The organism is Telmatospirillum sp. J64-1 (genome assembly GCF_006980715.1).
Taxonomy (GTDB): domain Bacteria; phylum Pseudomonadota; class Alphaproteobacteria; order Rhodospirillales; family Magnetospirillaceae; genus Oleiliquidispirillum; species Oleiliquidispirillum nitrogeniifigens.
In genome coordinates this window covers 42,706-64,151 of sequence record NZ_SBHN01000028.1, presented here as the reverse complement: position 1 = coordinate 64,151, position 21,446 = coordinate 42,706, and the positions used below count along the sequence as shown (strand labels likewise).

Below are 21,446 nucleotides of genomic sequence, written 5' to 3'. Positions count from 1 at the left end.
GCTATAGCCAGCCCCGGCGCTTGAAATAAAGATAGGGCAAAATGGCGGCCATGATCATCATGCCCAGCGCCATGAAATAGCCGCCGGGGAAATGCAGCTCGGGCATGACGTCGAAATTCATGCCGTAGATGCTGGCGATCAGGGTCGGCGGCAGGAAGACCACAGACACCACCGAGAAGATCTTGATGGTGTTGTTCTGCTCGATGCTGATGACGCCCAGCGTGGCGTCCAGCAGGAAGGTGGTCTTCCCCGACAGGTAATCGGCATGTTCGGACAGCGAGCGGATGTCGCGGGCCAGGGACTTCAGCCGCTGGCGGTCGAGCTTGCTGGCGGCGCTTTCGGCCAGCAGGACGCCGACCAGCCGGTCCAGGCCGAGCAGGCTGTCGCGCACCTTCGAGGTCAGGTCGCCGTGACGGCCGATGGCACGCAGGACGAGCTGCATGTCGTCGCCGATGGGCCGCCGCCTTTTCCGGGGCGCCAGTTCCGGGGCACGGAATATCTGGTGGGAAAGGGCATCGAGTTCCGCCCCCACCTTCTCCAGGACATCGGCCAGCCGCCCGATCAATTCGTCCAGCAATCCCGTCACCACGTTTTCCGCCGTCGTGGCATAGCCGCGCTCGCGGGTGGAACGCTGGGCGAAGACGGTGAAGGGCTGCGGCGTACCATAGCGCAGGGTCGCGACGCATTTGGCCGTCACGATGAAGGTCACGGCGGTATTGCGCGGCTCCAGCGTGGCCGAGGCGGTCAGCACCGGCGCCGTCAGGAACAGCGCCCCTTCCTGCCGGTAGATCCGGCTGGACGCCTCGATCTCCTGCATGGCGTCGCGGCTGGGCAAGACGAGGCTGAGAAAGCGCTCGACCGCCGCCCGTTCCTCGTCGTTAGGCTCCAGCAGGTCGATCCACAGAGCCGCCTCGCCGAGGCTTTCGGGCCCGCCTTCGATCAGCCTGTCCTGGCCGGGAGTGTAAACGTGGATCATGTTCCCTCGTGACGCCGCGCAAAACCGTTTCCTACGATACCCAATCGCCTGGGCGGGCGGTACCCTTCCCGCCCGCCCTTTCCCATTCCCGCCGCCGTCATGTATCCTGCCCGCGCACAGGCCCGGCTGGCCGGAAGGACGGAAAATCCTAGATGCCGCAAGGCAGGCCGGGCCGCAGCCATGACAGCCGCCCGACCATCCCTTTTCCTATCCGCATTCGTTTCAAGGAGAGCCAATTGGACCAGCGCGAGATGTACCAGGAGATCAATGCCTTGATCGGCTCCATCGCCAAGGCGTTGAACCTGCCCGAGGCCGATGTCGTCGCCGCCCTGGAAAAAGGCGAGATCACCCTGGATTTCGGCGAGGACGAGAACAACCACCGCTTCGTCGCCGTCACCCATGACGGACGCCAGTCCCGCATCTATCAGGGCGCCATCCGCCACGCCCCCGAAGAGCCCGGACAAGAGGAAGCGCCGAAGAGCGGCGGCGGGTGCGGCTGCGGCGGCGGGCACTGAGGAAGAAGACGGCCCGCCCTTATACCTTGCCTGCCCCCTACACCTTGCCTGCCAGGATCGTCTCGACGAATTGCGGGACGACCTGGCTGGCCGGGCCGTAGATGCCGTCATGGAACAGGCTGGCGCCCTCGGACGGGTCCAGGTTCAGTTCCACCGTCCGGGCCTGCCCGGCCATGCGCAGATGCTGCACGAAACCGGCGGCGGGATAGACCGCGCCCGAGGTGCCGATGGACAGGAACAGGCCGCAATTGTCCAGGGCGTCGTAGATGCGTTCCATGTCCAGCGGGATTTCGCCGAACCACACCACATGGGGGCGGAGACGGCCGGTGACCGCACAGTTCGGGCAGCTGTCGCCCTGCCCCAGCGGCCCCGGCCAATGCAGGACGGAACCGCAGGCATCGCAACGGGCCTTGGTCAATTCGCCATGCATGTGGATCAGGTTGCGCGAACCGGCCCGTTCGTGCAGATCATCGATATTCTGCGTGACCAGCAGAACCTCGCCCGGATAGTCCCGCTCCAGCCGCGCCAGGGCCTCATGCGCCGCATTGGGCCGAACGGCGGGATCGCGCAGGCTTTCGCGCCGGGCATTGTAGAAATCGTGGACCAGATCGGGGTCGCGCAGGAAACCTTCCGGCGTCGCCACGTCCTCCAGCCGCACCTTCGACCAGATGCCGCCTTCGCAGCGGAAAGTGTCGAGGCCGGATTCCTTGGAAATGCCGGCACCGGTCAGGATCACGATAGGGTCGTGCATTGCTCAGCCTTCATTCTGCCCGGGGATCATGATAAGCCGCTTCAGGGTCAGTGGAGGTACACATATGGTCAAGGTGCTTTTCGTCTGCACCGGTAATATCTGCCGGTCGCCCACCGCCGAGGGGGTATTCCGCCACCTGGTCGCCCAGGCCGGGCTTTCGGGGCGCATCGCCGCCGATTCCGCCGCCACCCATGACTACCATATCGGTGCCCCGCCCGATCCCCGCACCTGCCGCGCCGCCCTGGAAAGAGGCGTGGACCTGCGGGACTTGCGCGCCCGGCAGGTCTCGGCCGACGACTTCCTGGAATTCGACATGGTGCTGGCGATGGACGAAGGCCATCACCGCCTGCTCTCCCGCCTGTGCCCGCCGGGCTTCGAAAACCGGCTCGCCATGTTCATGGACTTCGCACCCCATCTGGGCGTGAGCGAGGTGCCCGATCCCTATTACGGCGGCCCCGACGGCTTCGAGACGGTGCTCGACCTGGTCGAGGCGGCGTCGCGGGGTTTGCTGGACCATATCCGCCGGGAATTCGAGGCGCTAACGCCGTAGCTTGAAGCCGATGGCGGAGCCGATGAAGACGCCGATGGTGTTGGCGACCGCATCGCCCAGCGACGCCGCCCGTCCCGGCACGAACCCCTGCAGCCATTCCAACCCGAGCCCCAGCAGAAAACCGCAGAAGGCCAGAAGAAGGGCGGAGCGCCGGCTGGGCGCCGCCGCCACGGGCAGCACCACGGCGGCGGCATAGACGCCCAGATGGATCAGCTTGTCCATCCCGCCGCCGGGCGGGGCTGCCCAGGGCTGCAGGGACAGATAGGCGATGATGGCGAAACCGACGGCGGAAGCGGCCAGGATCAGAAAACGGAATTCCGCGATCAGTTGTCGTAATTTCACCATCAAACTCCTCCATCCTTCGAACAAGCCACAAAGATGGAGACGGGAAACCATCCTTGGCGATTGCACTTCCGTGGGAGACGGGAAAGCGCCAGCCCTGTCAGCCTTCCGCGCCGTCAGGGGCATCCACCAGCTTCAGCAACCGGTGCAGGGCCCCTTCGCGGAGCCCCATGGAATCGAGATGGGCCACGGTATTGGCCAGATAGTCCCGGCACTTCCCCATCTTGCCGCAACTGGCGCGGATCATGGCGGCGGCCTGTTCGGGACTGTTGGGACGCAGATACTGGCCATGCTCGCGATCGACGACGAAGGTCAGCGCCGGCAGGCGGCGGCCGTCTCCCAGCCGCACGGCAAGATAGCGGGGGATGTAGGCATTGGTGATCATTTCGCGTTCGTAAAGATAGGCGATCACCGCCTCGCGCCGCGCCGCATCGATCCGGAAGGCCCGTCCCCGGCAAGAACCGCCGCGGTCCAACCCCAGGACCAGCCCCGGCCGTTCCGGCGTCCCCCGGTAATGGTGGGAAAGGATGCACATGGAACGGTGCCAGCCATAGAGAACGGCGGTCTGCACTTCCACATAATCGAAATCCGGCCGCCACATCAGCGAACCATAGGCGAAAACCCACAGATCCCCTTCCTGCGACAGCTGTTCATGCGACACCGGCGCCACCTCGCATATTCCGCTCCGACAGGATAATAGTAACAAGCCCCGCCGCATTTGGGATACCCGCATGACCCGCCGCGCCAAAATCCTGCTGTCTCTTTTCGCCCTGCTGCTCGTTCTCGCCGCCGGAGGCTGGACGCTCTACTGGCACGGCCTCGCCCGCTCCGTCGAGGGCAGGCTCGCAACCTGGATCGCCGAACGCCGTGCCGAAGGCTGGCATGTCGATCATGACGGCGTGCAACGTGCGGGCTTTCCCTTCACCCTGCACCTGACCGTCCTCCGCCCGGAAATCGCCCGGCCCGACGGGCTGGTCTGGCGCGGCGCCGACCTGACCGCCACGGTGCCGCCCTTCCAGCCTGGCCGCGTGACCCTCGCCGCCCCCGGACGGCACGAGGTGCAGATGCCGCTGGGCGAGCGCCTGTTGATCGAGGCTCAGGAGGTCGACGGTCTGGTCTATCTGGGTTTCGGCGGCGTCACGGAGATGGGGCTGCGCCTCGCCCAGGGCAGCCTGACGGCCGGACGCGCCCCGGCCCAGGGCTTCGAGGAAGTCACGGCCATGGTCCAGCCCCTGCCGCCGCCGCCCGACCATACCCAGCCGTCGCTGCGCTTCTCGCTGGGGCTGCTGGGCCTGGAAATGCCCGCCGACTTCCCCTCGGTCCTGGGACCGCGCATCGAGCGGGCCCGGCTGGCCGGTGCCGTGATGGGCCGCATGCCCCAGGACGAAGGCCCGGCAAGCCTGGCCGCCTGGCGCGATGACGGCGGAACGGTGGAAATCGAAGCCCTGCAGCTGAACTGGAGCACCCTCTCCCTGGCCGCCGAAGGCACGCTGGCCCTCGACCGCGAGCTGCAGCCCGAAGCCGCCTTGACCGCCCAGGTCCAGGGCTTCCAGCAGGCGGTGGAGGGTTTCCGGAGCGAAGGCGCCATCGGCCGTCAGGAAGCCGAGATGCTGAAGCTGGTGCTGGGCCTCATCTCCCGCCCCGGCGCCGACGGCCGCCCCAGCCTGACCGTGCCGGTCACCGTCCAGGACCGGACGCTGTCGGTCGGGCCCGTGCCGGTGACGCGCCTGCCGCGGGTGGTCTGGGAATAAGTCCGGAAAAAGCCCCTCGGACGCCTCAGCCGTAGGCGAAAAGCAGCAGCAGCCCGCCCAGCGCCAGCCGGTAGAGGACCAGCAGGCCGAAACCGGTTTCGCGCATCAGGGCGGACAGGGCCGAGGCACCGATGATCCCCACGAAAAAGGCGGTGACGGCGGCACTTGCCAGCAGGCCCGGGCCTTCCGATATTGCGGGCATATGCCATCCCATCCACAGGCCGGCGGCCAGCAGGGCGGGGATGGCGAGAAGCAGCGACAGGCGATAGGCGTCGGGGCGCTCGTAGCCTTGCAGACGGGCCAGGGCGCAGGTGATCGCGGTGCGGCCGATGCCGGGGAGAAGCGCCAGCGCCTGGGCGCCGCCCAGGACCATCGCGCCGAGGGGCGTGATGTGCTCGATCCGGCGGACGGTCATGCCCATGCGGTCGGCGGCGAACAGGATCAGCCCGCCGATCAGCGCCGCCCAGCCCGTCACGGCAAAACTCCAGCGGAGCGGCAGGACGAACAGCAGGCCCCAGGCCAGGGCACCGCCTAGCAGGGAGCCCAGGGCCAGCTTTCCGGCCAGGGCCACCGCCGATCCGCCGCTCTTGCCCCTGGCGCTGCGCCACAAACCGGTGCCGATGGCGCCCACGTCGCGCCAGAGAAAGGCCAACAGGCCGAGGGCCAGGCCGATACAGGATGCGGCCAGGACGGACAGAGGAGGACGCCCCCCCTCGATGAAGACGGGCCAGAGCAGGAAATGCGCCGCCGCGTCCAAGGGCAGCACCTCACCTAAAGCCAGGGTGGCCGCCGCCATCACAAGATATAGAAAAGTCACGCGCACCCCGCACGCTATACACAGTTTGTTATAGCATTGCCCCATAATCTCTAGAAGCGACGATATAGTCCCGTTTCGGACCTATTTTACGAGAGAGAAGGGCCAAGCACGGCGAAGGCGACGAAGGGTCGCAAGAGGGCTTCCGGAAAATAGGTCACCAATACTTACCTATCCGACTCTTTTCCCTGGAAATGCCCGAGGATTCATCGTAATAGGGTCTTCCCTTCCAGAGGTGTCGGACAAGCGCGCGCATTCCGGCTGCCTTGGACGGAGGTCCCGAACACTGACCCGGAGTACATGTCGATGACGCGCAAGATGCTGCAATTCATCAGGCTCGACCAGCAGATGCCCCCGAAACGCACGGCGGACGAGCGGCGCGAGGACTTCGACGAAATCTATTCCGGCTTCTCGCCCGATCAGGCCGGCGACCAGGCCTCGCGCTGCGAGCAATGCGGCATTCCCTTCTGCCAAGTCCATTGCCCGGTGCAGCACAATATCCCCGACTGGCTGATGCTGACCGCCAACGGCCGCATGGACGAAGCCTATGCCATCGCCTCGGGCGCCAACAACTTCCCGGAAATCACCGGCCGCATCTGCCCGCAGGACCGCCTGTGCGAAGGCAATTGCGTGCTGGAACAGTCCAAGCACGGTTCGGTCACCATCGGCTCGGTCGAGAAATACATCACCGATTACGCCTTCGAGCAGGGCTGGGTGAAGCCCCCGGCCCCGGTGCAGGAACGCGAGCAGTCGGTCGGCATCATCGGCGGCGGCCCGGCGGGCCTGGCGGCGGCGGACCAGCTGCGCAACCTCGGCTACCAGGTCCATGTCTATGACCGCCACGACCGCATGGGCGGCCTGCTGATCTACGGCATCCCCGGCTTCAAGCTGGAAAAGCACATCGTCGAGCGCCGCGCCAAGCTGCTGGCCGACGGCGGCGTGCATCTGCACACCAATTTCGAAATCGGCCGCGATGCCACCCTGGACGACCTACGCGCCAAGCATGACGCCGTGCTGATCGCCACCGGCGTCTACAAGGCCCGCGACCTCGACTGTCCCGGCGGCGACCTGCCCGGCGTGCACAAGGCGCTGGACTACCTGATCGCATCGAACCGCGTCAGCCTGGGCGACAGCGTGCCGGAATATGAAGACGGCACCCTGAATGCGGCGGGCAAGAACGTGGTCGTGATCGGCGGCGGCGACACCGCCATGGACTGCGTGCGCACCGCCATCCGCCAGGGCGCCAAGTCGGTCAAGTGCCTCTATCGCCGCGACCGCGCCAACATGCCCGGCTCGAAGCGCGAAACCGCCCATGCCGAGGAAGAAGGTGTCGAATTCGTCTGGCTGGCCGCGCCGGAAGCGGTGCTGGGCAAGGACAAGGTGACCCATGTCCGGGCCGTGCGCATGCATCTGGGCGTGGCCGATGCCTCGGGCCGCCAAACCCCGACCGTCGTCCCCGGCTCGGCCTATGACATCGAGGCCGACATGGTGATCAAGGCCCTGGGCTTCGATCCCGAGAACGTCCCGGCGCTGTTCGGCGCCCCCGAACTGGCCGTCTCGCGCTGGGGCACGGTGAAGGTCGATTTCCGCACCCAGATGACCAATCTGGACGGCGTGTTCGGCGCCGGAGACATTGTGCGCGGCGCCTCGCTGGTGGTCTGGGCCATCCGTGACGGTCGCGACGCTGCCGCATCCATCCACAATTACATTCAGTCCAAGGCCAAGGCCGACGCCGACCAGCGCGTCGCGGCGGCGCAGTGATAGGGCACGGAGGGCATTCCATGAACGAGATCATCCGCAACGACGGCGATAAGCATATTGCCGAGTGGAAAGCCAATGCCGCCCATCTCGAGGCCAACGGCATGTATCGGCCCGAGCAGGAAGTGGATTCCTGCGGCGTCGGCCTGGTCGCCGCGCTGGACGGCAAGCCCAGCCGCAAGGTGGTGGTCGCCGGTATCGAGGCGCTGAAGGTCCTGTTCCATCGCGGCGCCGTCGATGCCGACGGCAAGACCGGCGACGGCGCGGGCATCCATGTCGAAATCCCGCAGGATTTCTTCAAGGAACATATCCGCCATACCGGCCATGAGCCGCAGCCGGGCCGTCTGGCCATCGGCATGTGCTTCCTGCCCAAGACCGACCTGTCGGCGCAGGAGCGCTGCCGCACCATCGTGGAAACCGAGATCCTCAATCTCGGCTACACCATCTACGGCTGGCGTCAGGTCCCGACCAATGTCAGCGTCATCGGCGAGAAGGCCAACGCCACCCGTCCCGAGATCGAACAGATCATGGTGGCGAACAATCGCGGCGTGTCGGACGAGCAGTTCGAGACCGATCTCTACGTGATCCGCCGCCGCATCGAGAAGAAGGTGCTGGCCGAGAACATCACCGAGTTCTACATCTGCTCGCTCTCGGCCCGCTCGATCATCTACAAGGGCATGTTCCTGGCCGAACAGCTGTCGGTGTTCTATCCCGACCTGCTGGACGAGCGCTTCGTCTCGCGCTTCGCCATCTACCACCAGCGCTATTCGACCAACACCTTCCCCACTTGGCGTCTGGCCCAGCCCTTCCGCATGCTCGCCCATAACGGCGAGATCAACACGCTGACGGGCAACGTCAACTGGATGAAGTCGCACGAAACGCGCATGGCGCACGAGATCTTCGGCGACCATATCGAGGACCTGAAGCCGGTGGTCCAGGCCGGCGGCTCCGACTCCGCTGCCTTGGACAACGTGTTCGAGCTGCTGGTCCGCGCCGGCCGCCCGGCGCCCATGGTCAAGTCCATGCTGGTGCCCGAAAGCCTGGGCCAGAACGTCACCATGAAGGCCGAGCACCGCGCCCTGTTCAGCTATCTGAACTGCGTGATGGAGCCCTGGGACGGCCCGGCCGCCCTGTGCGCCACCGATGGCCGCTGGGTCGTCGCCGGTCTCGACCGCAACGGCCTGCGCCCGCTGCGCTACACCATCACCGGCGATAACCTGCTGATCGTCGGTTCGGAAACCGGCATGGTCCGCGTCGCCGAAGCCGATGTCGTGGAAAAGGGCCGTGTCGGCCCCGGCCAGATGATCGCCGTCGACCTGGTGGCCGCCAAGTTCTATCGCGACACCGAGGTCAAGGACCTGTTCGCCGCCAACAAGCCCTATGGCGAATGGATCAAGCGTATCACCGAACTGGACAGCCTGATCCAGAACCGTTCCGAGCCGACCGAACTGGCGAGCGAGGAATTGCGCCGTCGCCAGATGCTCTATGCCCTGACCATGGAAGACCTGGAGCTGATCCTCCACCCGATGGTGGAAGACGGCAAGGAAGCCGTGGGCTCGATGGGCGACGACACGCCGCTGGCCGTGCTGTCCGAGCATTACCGCGGCATGCACCACTATTTCCGCCAGATGTTCAGCCAGGTCACCAACCCGCCGATCGATTCCCTGCGTGAGCAGCGGGTGATGAGCCTGAAGACGCGTCTAGGCAACCTGGGCAACATCCTCGACGAGGATGAGACCCAGTGCGACCTGCTGCAGCTGGAAAGCCCCGTGCTGACCAATGCGGAATTCGAGGCCATGCGCCGCTACATGGGCGACACGGCGGCCGAGATCGATTCCACCTTCGACCCCAATGGCGGCGACACCGCCCTCCGCGATGCCATCAGCCGCATCCAGCGCGAGGCCGAGGATGCCGTGCGCGGCGGCTGCACCCATGTCATCCTGTCGGACAAGGCGGTCAGCGCCACCCGCGCGCCGATCCCGATGATCCTGGCCACCGCCGCCGTCCACACCCATCTGGTCCGCCAGCAGCTGCGCACCTTCACCTCGCTGAACGTGCGCTCCGGCGAGTGCATGGACACCCAGTATTTCGCCGTGCTGATCGGCGTGGGCGCCACCACCGTCAACGCCTATCTGGCCCAGGAAAGCATTGCCGACCGCCATCGCCGCGGCCTGTTCGGCAGCATGACGCTGGAAGAATGCATGCACAACTTCAAGCATGCCATCGACCAGGGCCTGCTGAAGATCATGTCCAAGATGGGCATCTCGGTGATCAGCTCCTATCGCGGCGGCTATTGCTTCGAAGCGGTCGGCCTGTCGCGCTCGCTGGTGGCGGAATTCTTCCCCGGCATGGCCTCGCGCATTTCCGGCCTGGGCCTGGCCGGTATCCAGCACAAGGTCATCGAGCAGCACCGCAAGGCCTTCACCGCCAACAATCCGTCCCTGCCGGTCGGCGGCTTCTACCGCTACCGCCGCTCGGGCGAGGTGCACAGCTTCGACGGCACGCTGATCCACACCCTGCAGACCGCCGTCGCCACCGACAGCTACACCACCTACAAGCGCTATTCGGAAGGCCTGCGCCGCATGCCGCCGGTGAATCTGCGCGACCTGCTGGAATTCAAGCCGCTGGGGGCGCCGGTTTCCCCCGACGAAGTGGAATCCATCACCGAGATCCGCAAGCGCTTCGTCACGCCGGGCATGTCGCTGGGCGCCCTCAGCCCCGAGGCCCATGGCGCGCTGAACATCGCCATGAACCGCATCGGCGCCAAGTCGGTCTCCGGCGAAGGCGGCGAGGACCCGGCGCGCTACAAGCCCGCCCCGAACGGCGACAACGCCAATTCGGCGATCAAGCAGGTGGCCTCGGGCCGGTTCGGCGTCACCGCCGAATACCTGAACAATTGCCGCGAGATCGAGATCAAGGTGGCCCAGGGCGCCAAGCCCGGTGAAGGCGGCCAGTTGCCCGGCTTCAAGGTCACCGTCGAGATCGCCAAGTTGCGTCACTCGACCCCCGGCGTGACCCTGATCAGCCCGCCGCCCCATCACGACATCTACTCGATCGAAGACCTGGCGCAGCTGATCTACGACCTCAAGCAGATCAATCCGGAAGCCAAGGTCACGGTCAAGCTGGTCTCGCGCGCCGGCATCGGCACCATCGCCGCCGGCGTGGCCAAGGCCAAGGCCGACGTCATCCTGGTGTCGGGCCATAACGGCGGCACCGGCGCTTCGCCGCAGACCTCGATCAAGTTCGCCGGCCTGCCCTGGGAAATGGGCCTGTCGGAAGTGCATCAGGTTCTGACGCTGAACCGCCTGCGCCACCGCGTCACGCTGCGCACCGATGGCGGCCTGAAGACCGGCCGCGACATCGTCATCGCCGCCATGCTGGGCGCCGAGGAATTCGGCATCGGCACCACCAGCCTGATCGCCCTGGGCTGTATCATGGTCCGCCAGTGCCATTCCAACACCTGCCCGGTCGGCGTCTGCACCCAGGACCCGGCTTTGCGCCAGAAGTTCACCGGCACGCCGGAAAAGGTCGTCAACCTGTTCAGCTTCGTCGCCGAGGAGGTCAAGGAGATCCTGGCCCAGCTCGGCGCCAAGAGCCTGGACGAGATCATCGGCCGCACCGACCTGCTGCACCAGGTCAGCCGTGGTTCGCCGCATCTCGACGACCTCGACCTGAACCCGCTGCTGGCCCAGGCCGATACGGGCGGCTTCCCGCGCTTCTGCACCGCCGAAGGCCGCAACGAAGTGCCCGAGACGCTGGACGCCCAGCTGATCAAGGACGCCCGTCCCGCCCTGGAAGACGGTGAGAAGATGCAGCTCACCTACACCGTGCGGAACGTGGAACGCGCCATCGGCACCAAGCTGAGCCACAAGATCACCAAGCGCTTCGGCATGACCGGCCTGCAGCCCGGCCATATCACCGTGCGCTTGCGCGGCTCGGCCGGCCAGTCGCTCGGCGCCTTCTCGGTGCAGGGCCTGAAGCTGGAAGTCTTCGGCGATGCCAACGACTATGTCGGCAAGGGCCTGTCGGGCGGCACCATCGTCGTCCGCCCGCCGGTCTCCAGCCCGCTGAAGACCAACGAGAACACCATCATCGGCAACACGGTCCTCTACGGGGCCACGGCCGGCAAGCTGTTCGCGGCGGGCCAGGCGGGCGAACGCTTCGCCGTCCGCAACTCGGGCGCCCGTGTGGTGATCGAAGGCTGCGGCTCGAACGGCTGTGAATACATGACCGGCGGCATGGCCGTCATCCTGGGTTCGGTGGGCGCCAATTTCGCGGCCGGCATGACCGGCGGCATGGCCTTCATCTACGACACCGACGACAGCTTCCAGCATCAGGTCAATACCGAGAGCGTGATCTACCAGCGCATCGAGGTCGAGCACTGGGAGAACCAGCTCAAGGAGCTGATCGAAGAGCATGTCCGCGAAACTCAGTCGGCCTGGGCCCAGAACATCCTGGTCAACTGGCACGAAGCCAAGACCCGCTTCTGGCAGGTCGTCCCGAAGGAAATGCTCACCCGCCTGGAAGTGCCGGTGACGGCCCAACGGGAAAAGGTCCCGGCTTGATCACCGGAACCTGAACAGAGAGAAGGCGGGGCCAGGTGGCTCCGCCTTTTTTATGACTGCAGGTACGACTACTTTGGCAGCATCTTCGCTGCTGACACGTCCAGGCCGAAAAGGCTATGCTGCCGGCCATATTGCATTAGAAGAGTTTCACCATGTCTCTCGGCGTCTCCTTCATTGTGCCCGTCTATAACAAGGCACCATGGCTTCCTGCGGTACTCAACGCGCTGTGGGCTCAGAGAGGCGATTTTGAGCGAGAGTTTATTTTTGTCGACGACGGCTCTACGGACGAATCCATGCCGGTCCTCGAAAGGCAGACTGCGGATTGGCCGAATGTGACGATCGTCCGGCAAGCCAATGCTGGGGCAGCATCAGCGACAAACCGGGGCATCGAGCGCGCACGCCTGCCCTATATCAAATTCTGCGATGCAGACGATCTCTTGGCGCATGATGCGACGCAGGTGCTGCTGAATGCTCTTCATGGTTCCGGCGCCTATCTCGCTTTTGGCGATGCCGTAATGTACCGCGAAGGAGAGTCGATTGATCTTAGCGCGCCACTGCCCGAAGCAGAAGTAGAGTATATCGCCGAACCTCTCCGTCCGACAGTAAGGACCTCCCGTTTCAATCCCACACAGATGCTTGTGAACACACGAGCAGCCCAAGAAGTCGGAGGCTGCGACGAGCGGGTCATTCATACACAGGATTATTCCCTCTCCCTTCGCCTAGCCCGTATCGCTCCCTTTGTTCATGTGAAAACAACGTTAGCCTACATTCCTGCAGAAGTACCTGGACGTGTTACAAGAAAAGACCCGGGATGGCAACTACAGCGGGTGACACGTACTTTAGCTTATTTTCTTCGTGACAATCCTGATGTCCCTATCGAGCTCAAGCGACTTGCTTGCCGGCAAGCTGCGGGGCGCGCATGGAAATACCAGAAGCGGCAAAGAGGGGCGACGATTCTATCGCCCTGGTTCTGGCGCAGCATAAAAAGCAGTCTCTTCACTCCCTCTGACCCTGAGTTCATAGAAGATTGCACACGTGCGTTTGACCCTGAGGAAAAAAAGTAATTATTGCATTCTTTTTAGATTATCCGGAGACAGTCCAAGCGTAAACGGCATGAAAGAGGGTTAAGGTGCTTAAATATATACGCAGGAAGTTCCGGAAGATGGCTCCCACTGTCATTCCCTGGAAGCTAAAGCTTTCAAAAGCAACAATTCATACTGCTGAACCGCATTCTTTGAACAAAGAGCTAACGGTTTCATTGACCTCCTATCCCGCACGTTTTCCAGTTCTCCCTCTCACCCTCAAAAGTATTTTGCGTCAGGATATTTCTCCCGACCGAATTGTCCTCTGGATTGCTCACGACGACAAAAAATACCTTACAAAAGAAATAATTAAAGAATGCAGTGATTTCATCGAAATTCGCTTCTGCGACGACCTGGGATCTTATAAGAAAATAATACCTACCCTTGAGGCCTTTGAAAACTCTGTCATTGTTACCGCTGACGATGACACCTATTATTGGCCCAATTGGCTTCGAGGCCTAGTTGAAGCATCAAGAAAATATCCGGATAATGTTCTCTGCTATCGTGCACACCGCATCAAGCTAGGGAGGGACGGAACTCCTTGCCCCTATAAAGAATGGAAGCTCGATATCGGAGAAGGTGCCGCCTCTCCACTTACCTTTCCTACTGGCGTAGGTGGGGTTTTGTATCCTTCAAACGTCTTCCACAAAGATGTCCTCCACCGCGATATCTTTGAGACATATTGCCGGCAAGCCGATGATGTATGGCTTTACTGGATGGCGCGCCTTAATGGCGCCACCGCACGTAAAATAGGTCCTATCCATAACTGGATCAGTTGGCACGATACCCAGGAATCAGGACTCTGGAAAGTAAATATAGGTCATGGCCGGAATGACGAGTGCATCCAATCTTTAAAAGAAATCTATGGTTTTCCTTCCCTTAGCGGAGCGGACATTAGAGAAAACATCTAATTAAAAATCATGATTAACGACTAACGGAAGAATCATAGGCATGGAAAAGTATAAAGAAAAAAAATCACCAATTAAAATTGCTATAAAAAAATTAAAGCGCGTTTTTTTTGGTAAAAAAAGTTTATTCGACAGCTCAAAAAGCTACTGGGAGCGCAGATACCACTCTGGCGGAAACTCCGGCTCGGGGTCCTATAACCGTCTTGCAGAATTCAAAGCCGAAGTTCTTAACGATTTTGTGAAAGAAAAAAACATAAGAACAGTTATTGAGCTTGGCTGTGGAGATGGAGCTCAACTCGAACTATCCTCATATCCTAATTATGTTGGAATAGATGTATCTCCCACCGCCGTAAGCATATGTAAAGAAAAATTTGCAAAAGACCACACAAAATCGTTTTTTATACTAAATAACTTTGACTTCACAAATAAATTTTATGATCTCGCCCTCTCTCTCGATGTCATTTACCACTTAGTGGAGGACGAAACATTTGATCAATACATGAAAAATCTTTTCTCTGTATCAAAAAAATATGTCGTGATTTATTCCAGCAATGAAGAAAAAGCATGGCCTGCACCACATGTACGGCATCGGCAATTTACTCAATGGGTAATGGACAACCAACCAGCCTGGGAAATGATTGGCCATATAAACAACAGATATCCATTTGACGAAAACGATCAGGAAAACACTTCCTTTGCCGATTTCTACATATACGGAAGAAAGAATATCTCATAAATTTTCACTCTATCAGCAATTCAACCATTCATTATGTCTCCCTAAAGAATCCTCTAGATGAAGGCCTTGGTGAAGGACGAGCAGTTTACACGGCGAAAACCGCATCTGGCGGCAGAAATGCATGGCAAGACGCGGGTTGAGCGGATCCGCTGTATCATCCATGTCTTGAAATCTGGCTGCCGCTGGATAGCCAGGACATCCGGAAATTTCATGCCATCACCTCTCCTAATGATCCTCCGGTAGAAGCCATGGACCATTCGCCCGCTACAAAAGTTCCTTGCTATACCCTTGGTGGAAAAGTGGGCATCGGGACCGAGGCCTTTACCCCCTTACATAGCAGCACTCCATGGAGATCCATGCCCTGAGCGATACATTCTGCCGTCCTTTCGTTTCCTACTGACCGGCAGTCAAGCCACCGACTACACGACCAGCGCCCCTTCATGCCGTAGATCAACATCCCGCATCGCAACAAGGGCGGTGACTGCAATTTTCTTCACCGCAGCCGCACTCCAATGGAGATCATGATTTCCCACTAAATGACTTTCTTGAGAATTGCTGTATATTACAACAGATGCACAGAGAAACTTGCAGTTACAGTCTTCATTGCAGATGCCACCAGATTCTGACTATGAATTCAAAGCTTCATTGACCTCAAGGGAATTTATCACACTGAACCAGCTGGTTAGCCACCAATGGCTTAGGCGTTACGGAATAGCGATAGCGCTCCTAACCAAGCTTCCTAAAAATTCTTACTGCATGTTTTTAGGAATTTTACATCAAATAAGGTTGGTGTTGGTCATGTCCATAATCGTTCCCCTCATAAAAGCTTATGAGGCTCACGGCTTTACCATCTCTACAGGCCTCAACTCATTTCTTTTCAACAATGCCCGAGCAGCACCTTTTACATGGCTTATGCGGAATGGACGCTCGGTCACCGAAGGCTTGGGAATCGCTTTGCAAGAAGTGCACTTCTTCGAACAATTGTGCGCAGCTTCTCAGCCAAAGCGCGTTTTCGTCATCGGCAATAGCTTTGGCTGGAGCACCATCGCTCTCGGACTGATCAATCCAAAATCCAGGATTGTCGCTATTGATGCTGGCTATGACCATAATTCCTTGGAAGGCCTTGAGCTGACCAATCTCATTTCCTCTGAACTCGGCCTAAATGTCAGCGCTACGCTTGGAACTTCCCCACAAGATGTTGACAAAATCATAGCCACCCAACTTGACGGTCCTATCGATCTGGCCTTCATCGATGGCTTGCACACGAATGAGCAAGTACTGAAGGATGCTTTGGCAGTTTGGCCGCACCTTTCCCCGGAAGGCATCATGGTTTTCCATGATGTTATAATGTGCGGGCTTACGCCGGCCATGAAAGAAATTGGCGAAAAGCTCGGCCAGGCTCCTGAGACTATGTGGATGACGCCTTCCGGAATAAGCGTTCTGTCGCGCTCACGAGTTCCAGAAGTCGCCGAATTGCTCCGCATTTATGCCGGATCAGAAGAAGGAAGAAATATTCTTTCGGCAAAGGCCGAATGGGAGCGTGAACGCCAACGGTGGCGTCGCGTAAAGAAATGGAAACGCAGCATCGCGAAACGGCTGGGCTTTCATTCTTCAAAACCCACATTCCATACAGGGGAGATCTAACCCCCCATCTTCCCCCCTTCTCCCATTAGCCATAGGATAGGCTGTCGTCGTCATCGAAGTTGGTGTAACACCCTGTCCATGCGCAGCCTTTATCACCTTCCTCTCTGTCCTTTCTCGCGCCGGGTGCGGATTGCCCTGGCGGAGAAGCGGCTCGACTTCGAGCTGGTGGAGGAAAGGCCGTGGGAGCGGAAGCCGGAATTTCTCGCCCTCAATCCGGCGGGCGAGGTTCCGGTGCTGGTTCATGACGACGGCACGGTGCTTTCGGGCGCGACGCCGATTTGCGAATATCTGGACGAGACGGTGCTGGACCCGCCGCTGCTGGGGCATTGCCCCGACTCGCGGGCCGAGGTGCGGCGGCTGGTGGACTGGTTCGACGTCAAGTTCAACCGCGAGGTCACCCTTTGCCTAGTCGGCGAGAAGGTGATGAAGCGCATGCTGGGCAATGGCGGGCCGGATTCCCGGGCGGTGCGGGCCGGCTTCGCCAATATCCGCATCCATCTCGACTATCTCGGCTGGCTGATCGACCACCGCCGCTGGCTGGCGGGCGATCACTTCTCGCTGGCCGACATCGCCGCTGCCGCCCATCTGTCCTGCGTCGATTATGTCGGCGACGTGCCGTGGGAGGATTATCCTTCGGCGAAGGACTGGTATGCGCGGGTGAAGTCCCGTCCCAGCTTCCGCCCCTTGCTGGCCGACCGCCTGGTCGGCTCTCCGCCGCCGGCCCATTACGCCGACCTGGATTTTTAGGGATATTGATCAAGCCTTTGACGATGATCAACTTTCAGACATGATCGAGGTCGAAGAGCATGGCGGCATCCTGACCGTCCGGGCCCGGGGGCGGCTGACGCGGGAAGATTACGACTGCCTGGTCCCGGCGGTCCAGAACGCCCTGTCCTGCGGGGGCGAATTGCGCCTCTATCTCGTCTTCGAGGATTTCCAGGGCTGGGAGCCGGCGGCCCTGTGGCAGGATCTACGCTTCGACTTCCGCCGCCGTTCGGATTTCCATCGCGTCGCCGTGGTCGGCGACGTGCTGATCGACAAATGGATGAGCAAGCTCGCCCGGTGGTTCTTCACCGCCGATGTCCGTTTCTTCGATCCCCAGGATGCCGCGGTCGCGGCGAACTGGCTGCGGCGGTAGGGAGTCCGGGCCCTTCGAAACGCCGCCAAGGCGGCTCCTCAGGACAAAGCTAATTTCTTAGGGCCACTGACTCTCGAGGTCCAGGAGCCCGAGGCTCCTGGCGGGTTGCAGGGCAGCGCCCTGCCCTTCTTCCCCTACATCCCTGCCATCTGCCGCACCCAGCCCAGGGCCCCGTCGATGCTGGAGACCCGCTCTCCCGGTTCCGGGTCGGGGCGGCGGATCATCAGGACCGGCAGGCGCAATTCCCGGGCGGCGATGATCTTGCCATAGGTGGCGAAGCCGCCGCTGGCCTTGGTCACCACGCAATCGATCTGCCAGGACGACAGCAGGCTGCGCTCGTCGTCGATGCTGAAGGGGCCGCGCCCGAGGGTGACCTGGTAGTCCTCCAGCGGCAAAGGCGTCTTGGGTGGGGCGATCAGGCGCACCAGGAACCAGACTCCCTCGGATTTGGCGAAGGGCTCGATCTCGCCCGTTCCCACCGTCAGGAAGGCGCGCTGGCCGATACGCGGCAGCAGCCGCGCAGCCTCCTCCATGTCGTCCACCTCCACCCAGATATCGCCGGGCTGGCGCTGCCAGGCGGGACGTTCCAGGGTCAGGCGCGGCAGGCGCAGGATGTCGCAGGCCTGGCGGGCATGGGCCGAGATGGCGGTGGCGAAGGGATGGGTGGCGTCCACCAGCATGGTGATGCCGTTCTCGCGCATGTATTGCGCCAGCCCCACGGGTCCGCCGAACCCGCCGATCCGCACCTCGCCGGGCAGCGGGCCGGGGCGTTCGACCCGCCCGGCCAGGGAAGAGACGATACGCAGCCGTCCGGCATATTGGCGATGGAGAACGCGAGCCAGTTCGGCGCCTTCCGTGGTGCCGCCCAGGATCAGGAGTGCGGGACGAGTCTCAGGGCCCGGCATGGCCCACCATCCTTCCGGCCCGGTCGAAGACCGCCACATCCACCGCGATATCGCCGGCCAGCACGGCCAGGGCCGTCTCCCGGGCCCGCCGCGCCACGGCCTCGCCCAGCGGCAAGGATCCGGCCAGTTGCAGGACCTGGGCGGCGCTGACGGCCTGGCGGGCCCGGGAGACGGTCTCGCCGGATGCCCCCAACTCCTCCAGCATGGAGGCCAGCAGCGCCATATCGACGCTGGAGCGCGAGGAATGCAGGTCCATCTCGCCTGCGGCCAGCTTGGTCATCTTGGCGAAGCCGCCGCCGATGGTCAGACGCCGGACCGGATGGCTGCGCAGATATTTCAGCAGCGCTCCGGCGAAATCACCCATATCCATCAGCGCCGTATCGGGCAGGCCATGGAGTTTCTTCACTCCCGCCTCCGAGGTCTTGCCGGTCGCCCCGGCCACATGCTCGATCCCCAAGGCGCGGGCCACGTCCACGCCGCGATGGATGGAATGGATCCAGGCCGAACAGGAATAGGGGATCACCACCCCCGTCGTGCCCAAGATCGACAAGCCGCCGAGAATCCCCAGCCGCCCGTTCATGGTCTTGGCGGCCAGTTCCGCCCCGCCTGGGATGGAAATCGTCACCTCCACGTCGCCGGCCACGCCCAATTCCCGGGCCAGGGCGTCGATATTGGCGGCGATCATCGCGCGCGGGGCCGGATTGATGGCGGGCTCGCCCGGCGGCAGGGGCAGGCCCGGCAAGGTCACGGTGCCGACCCCTTCCCCGGCACGGAAGGTCACGCCGCTGCCCGCCGCGCCGGGGCGCAACGTGGCGACGATCTCGGCGCCATGGGTCACGTCGGGATCGTCACCTGCATCCTTGATCACCGACGCCGTCGCCCTGCCCTCCCCCAGTTCCTGCCGGGCCAGGGGAAAGGACGGCGTCAGGCCGCGCGGCAGGGTGATGGTCACGGGATCGGGAAAGCGCCCGCAGGACAGCGCGGCAAACGCCGCCTTGGCCGCTGCCGTGGCGCAGGCTCCGGTGGTCCAGCCCTTGCGTAGTTCCTTCGTCATACAGACCAATCTAGCCTGCCCGGCAATGCCATGATAGGGCTAGAAAAAGCCGGGCAAAGACAAAGACGAGTGGATATACTGCGCCCATGGACTCATTCCCTATCGAAATGCCGGAGTTCCGTCCGGGCAGTGTCTGGCTGGTCGGCGCCGGGCCGGGCGATCCCGGCCTGCTTTCGCTGCTCGCGCTGCATGCCTTGCGCCACGCGGATGTGGTGGTCTACGACGCCTTGGTGGATGAGCGCATCCTTGCGCTGGTGCATCCCGAGGCGGTGCTGGAATATGCCGGCAAGCGCGGCGGCAAGCCCTCGGCGAAGCAGCCCGACATCTCGAAACGGCTGGTCGTCCTGGCGCAGGAAGGCAAGCGGGTACTGCGGCTGAAGGGCGGCGACCCCTTCGTCTTCGGACGCGGCGCGGAAGAGGCGCTGACGCTGGTCGGGGCGGACGTGCCCTTCCGCGTGGTACCGGGCATTACTTCGGGCGTCGGGGCGCTGGCCTATGCCGGTATTCCCGCCACCTCGCGCGATACCAATTCGGCCATCGCCTTCGTCACCGGCCATTCCGCCACCGGCGACGTGCCGGACGGGCTGGACTGGACGGCCCTGGCGCGGCTGCCGGCACTGGTGCTGTACATGGCGCTGAAACATGCCGGGCCGATCTCGCAGCGCCTGATCGCCGCCGGACGGGATGCCGACACGCCCGCCGCCGTGGTCAGCCGGGGCACCACGCCCCACCAGAAGGTGCTGGAAACGACCCTGGGACGGCTGGAAGCCGATATCGCCGCCTCGGGGATCGAGCCCCCGGCCCTGCTGGTGATCGGCGAGATGGTCCGTCTGCGTTCCCTGCTGGATTGGCAGGGCGGCGGCGCGATGGTTTTCGGAGAGGTTTGAGAGGCGGACAAGGTTTCGCAGGGCGCTGCCCTGCACCCGCCAGGAGGCTCGCCTCCTGGACCTCGCTAAGGTTATGCGTCATTCCCGCGAAAGCGGGAATCCATGCTGCTGTGTCTTCCTGGGCGGAGATGGACTCCCGCTTTCGCGGGAGTGACGAAAACAAGGAATGGGTGCCAAGGGCTAAGGCCCTTGGCGGGTGCAGGGCAGAGCCCTGCAACACCCCTTCACGCCATCTTTTAGGACTGACAAGGCTGTGGACGAAACTTCCCTTCTTCTCGCGGCGCTTTCCTCGGGCCTCAATCAATGCATGGCCGTCCTCGACCAGCAGGGCGGGCTGATCTTCGGCCTGTTCATGATGGGCCTGATCGGCGGCGCCAGCCATTGCGCCGGCATGTGCGGCCCCTTCGTCCTCAGCCAGGTGGCCGCACGGCTGGAAACCCGGCCGGTGAGCCAGATGCGGGAATGGCACCGCTTGGCCGGAGCCGCCGTCCTTCCCTATCACCTCGGCCGCGCCACCACCTATGCCGCCTTGGGCGGTGCTGCGGCCCTGGCGGCGGGCTCGCTGTCCATGGTGCCGGGGCTGAAATGGCTGTCGGCGGGATTGCTGTTGCTGGCCGCGATACTGCTGCTGGGGCTGGCGGTGCCGAAGCTGAAGATGGCCCTGCCCGGCGGCGCCAAGGCCGAAGCCCTGTGGTCGTCCAAGGTATCGGAATGGGCCAAGCCGCTGTTCCGCAGCCCCACCGGCCTGCGCGGCTATGGACTGGGGCTGGCCCTGGGCTTCATTCCCTGCGGCCTGCTCTATGGCGCCATCGCCGCCGCCGCCGCCTCGGGCAGCGCCTTGGGGGGAATCATGGCGATGCTGGCCTTTTCGGCGGGCACCATCCCCAGCCTGCTGGCGGTGGGACTGGTCGGCCATTTCGCCGCCAGCCGCTTCCGCGCCACCGTCTTCCGCTATGCGCCGCTGCTGCTGGTGCTGAATGCGGGGGTACTGTCCTTCATGGCGTGGCGGCTGGTAGCATAAGGAAGTTTGGCCCCCCGGCCCTCAACTTCCTATGTATAGGGTTCCAAGG

General features: G+C 62.5%; 20 protein-coding genes. 13 read left to right on the top strand and 7 right to left on the bottom strand.

Translation table 11 applies throughout. The annotated features are described in order from the left end of the window. Position 1 precedes the first annotated feature (1 nt). On the bottom strand, positions 2 to 976 hold the full coding sequence (locus EPD66_RS21290) for a magnesium transporter CorA family protein (RefSeq protein WP_142850568.1): 975 nt from the start codon (positions 974 to 976) through the stop codon (positions 2 to 4). A 236-nt stretch (positions 977 to 1,212) separates the two neighbouring features. Here EPD66_RS21290 and EPD66_RS21285 point away from each other — a divergent pair, with 236 nt between their 5' ends. Beyond that, positions 1,213 to 1,491 carry a hypothetical protein gene (locus EPD66_RS21285; protein ID WP_142850566.1) on the top strand — a complete coding sequence of 93 codons (279 nt, stop codon included), beginning with the start codon at positions 1,213 to 1,215 and terminating at the stop codon, positions 1,489 to 1,491. A 37-nt stretch (positions 1,492 to 1,528) separates the two neighbouring features. On the opposite strand, the gene cobB is transcribed toward EPD66_RS21285, so the two are convergent. Continuing rightward, a complete protein-coding gene (gene cobB, locus EPD66_RS21280; RefSeq protein ID WP_142850564.1) occupies positions 1,529 to 2,242 on the bottom strand; it encodes a Sir2 family NAD+-dependent deacetylase in 714 nt (237 codons plus the stop codon). A 64-nt stretch (positions 2,243 to 2,306) separates the two neighbouring features. Here cobB and EPD66_RS21275 point away from each other — a divergent pair, with 64 nt between their 5' ends. Continuing rightward, positions 2,307 to 2,792 carry a low molecular weight protein-tyrosine-phosphatase gene (locus EPD66_RS21275; RefSeq protein WP_142850562.1) on the top strand — a complete coding sequence of 162 codons (486 nt, stop codon included), beginning with the start codon at positions 2,307 to 2,309 and terminating at the stop codon, positions 2,790 to 2,792. On the opposite strand, the gene EPD66_RS21270 is transcribed toward EPD66_RS21275, so the two are convergent. Both EPD66_RS21270 and EPD66_RS21265 read right to left on the bottom strand, forming a co-directional pair. Beyond that, positions 2,781 to 3,137 carry a VanZ family protein gene (locus EPD66_RS21270; RefSeq protein ID WP_185961553.1) on the bottom strand — a complete coding sequence of 119 codons (357 nt, stop codon included), beginning with the start codon at positions 3,135 to 3,137 and terminating at the stop codon, positions 2,781 to 2,783. The genes EPD66_RS21275 and EPD66_RS21270 overlap by 12 nt on opposite strands. 97 nt (positions 3,138 to 3,234) lie before the next feature. Further along, positions 3,235 to 3,795, bottom strand: coding sequence for a gamma-glutamylcyclotransferase (locus EPD66_RS21265; protein ID WP_255448607.1), 561 nt, complete (start codon positions 3,793 to 3,795; stop codon positions 3,235 to 3,237). Between the two features lie 70 nt (positions 3,796 to 3,865). On the opposite strand from EPD66_RS21265, the gene EPD66_RS21260 reads away from it, so the two are divergent. After that, on the top strand, positions 3,866 to 4,885 hold the full coding sequence (locus EPD66_RS21260) for a DUF2125 domain-containing protein (RefSeq protein ID WP_142850560.1): 1,020 nt from the start codon (positions 3,866 to 3,868) through the stop codon (positions 4,883 to 4,885). Positions 4,886 to 4,910: 25 nt separating this feature from the next. Here the strand turns inward: EPD66_RS21260 and EPD66_RS21255 are convergent, their stop codons facing one another. After that, entirely contained in the window at positions 4,911 to 5,702 is a 792-nt protein-coding gene (locus tag EPD66_RS21255) for an undecaprenyl-diphosphate phosphatase (RefSeq protein WP_185961552.1), read from the bottom strand. A gap of 303 nt (positions 5,703 to 6,005) precedes the next feature. Here EPD66_RS21255 and EPD66_RS21250 point away from each other — a divergent pair, with 303 nt between their 5' ends. From EPD66_RS21250 to EPD66_RS21215, 8 genes are all read left to right on the top strand, one after another. Next, positions 6,006 to 7,460, top strand: coding sequence for an NAD(P)-dependent oxidoreductase (locus EPD66_RS21250; protein WP_142850557.1), 1,455 nt, complete (start codon positions 6,006 to 6,008; stop codon positions 7,458 to 7,460). A gap of 20 nt (positions 7,461 to 7,480) precedes the next feature. Then, entirely contained in the window at positions 7,481 to 12,022 is a 4,542-nt protein-coding gene (gltB, locus tag EPD66_RS21245; RefSeq protein ID WP_142850556.1) for a glutamate synthase large subunit, read from the top strand. 152 nt (positions 12,023 to 12,174) lie between these two features. Next, a complete protein-coding gene (locus EPD66_RS21240) occupies positions 12,175 to 13,086 on the top strand; it encodes a glycosyltransferase family 2 protein (protein WP_142850555.1) in 912 nt (303 codons plus the stop codon). 98 nt (positions 13,087 to 13,184) lie between these two features. Then, the gene (locus tag EPD66_RS21235) at positions 13,185 to 14,015 is read left to right on the top strand and encodes a glycosyltransferase family A protein (protein ID WP_142850553.1); all 831 of its coding nucleotides are present in this window, start codon (positions 13,185 to 13,187) and stop codon (positions 14,013 to 14,015) included. A 40-nt stretch (positions 14,016 to 14,055) separates the two neighbouring features. After that, complete coding sequence (locus tag EPD66_RS21230) at positions 14,056 to 14,748, top strand: class I SAM-dependent methyltransferase (protein ID WP_142850552.1); 693 nt, start codon at positions 14,056 to 14,058, stop codon at positions 14,746 to 14,748. 798 nt (positions 14,749 to 15,546) lie between these two features. Then, entirely contained in the window at positions 15,547 to 16,392 is an 846-nt protein-coding gene (locus EPD66_RS21225) for a class I SAM-dependent methyltransferase (protein ID WP_185961551.1), read from the top strand. Between the two features lie 78 nt (positions 16,393 to 16,470). Further along, the gene (locus EPD66_RS21220) at positions 16,471 to 17,139 is read left to right on the top strand and encodes a glutathione S-transferase family protein (protein ID WP_142850549.1); all 669 of its coding nucleotides are present in this window, start codon (positions 16,471 to 16,473) and stop codon (positions 17,137 to 17,139) included. Between the two features lie 40 nt (positions 17,140 to 17,179). Further along, positions 17,180 to 17,530 (top strand): STAS/SEC14 domain-containing protein, encoded by a 351-nt coding sequence (locus tag EPD66_RS21215; protein ID WP_142850548.1) that lies wholly within the window; start codon positions 17,180 to 17,182, stop codon positions 17,528 to 17,530. Between the two features lie 134 nt (positions 17,531 to 17,664). Here the strand turns inward: EPD66_RS21215 and EPD66_RS21210 are convergent, their stop codons facing one another. Further along, positions 17,665 to 18,435 (bottom strand): cobalt-precorrin-6A reductase, encoded by a 771-nt coding sequence (locus EPD66_RS21210; protein ID WP_142850547.1) that lies wholly within the window; start codon positions 18,433 to 18,435, stop codon positions 17,665 to 17,667. Further along, complete coding sequence (locus EPD66_RS21205) at positions 18,422 to 19,489, bottom strand: cobalt-precorrin-5B (C(1))-methyltransferase (RefSeq protein WP_142850546.1); 1,068 nt, start codon at positions 19,487 to 19,489, stop codon at positions 18,422 to 18,424. Before EPD66_RS21205 ends, EPD66_RS21210 begins: the two co-directional genes overlap by 14 nt. An 86-nt stretch (positions 19,490 to 19,575) precedes the next feature. On the opposite strand from EPD66_RS21205, the gene cobA reads away from it, so the two are divergent. Together cobA and EPD66_RS21195 are read left to right on the top strand one after the other, a co-directional pair. Beyond that, positions 19,576 to 20,376 carry a uroporphyrinogen-III C-methyltransferase gene (gene cobA, locus EPD66_RS21200; RefSeq protein ID WP_142850545.1) on the top strand — a complete coding sequence of 267 codons (801 nt, stop codon included), beginning with the start codon at positions 19,576 to 19,578 and terminating at the stop codon, positions 20,374 to 20,376. A 253-nt stretch (positions 20,377 to 20,629) separates the two neighbouring features. After that, positions 20,630 to 21,397, top strand: a complete 768-nt coding sequence (locus tag EPD66_RS21195; RefSeq protein ID WP_255448606.1) for a sulfite exporter TauE/SafE family protein — start codon at positions 20,630 to 20,632, stop codon at positions 21,395 to 21,397. The last annotated feature ends 49 nt before the right edge of the window (positions 21,398 to 21,446 follow it).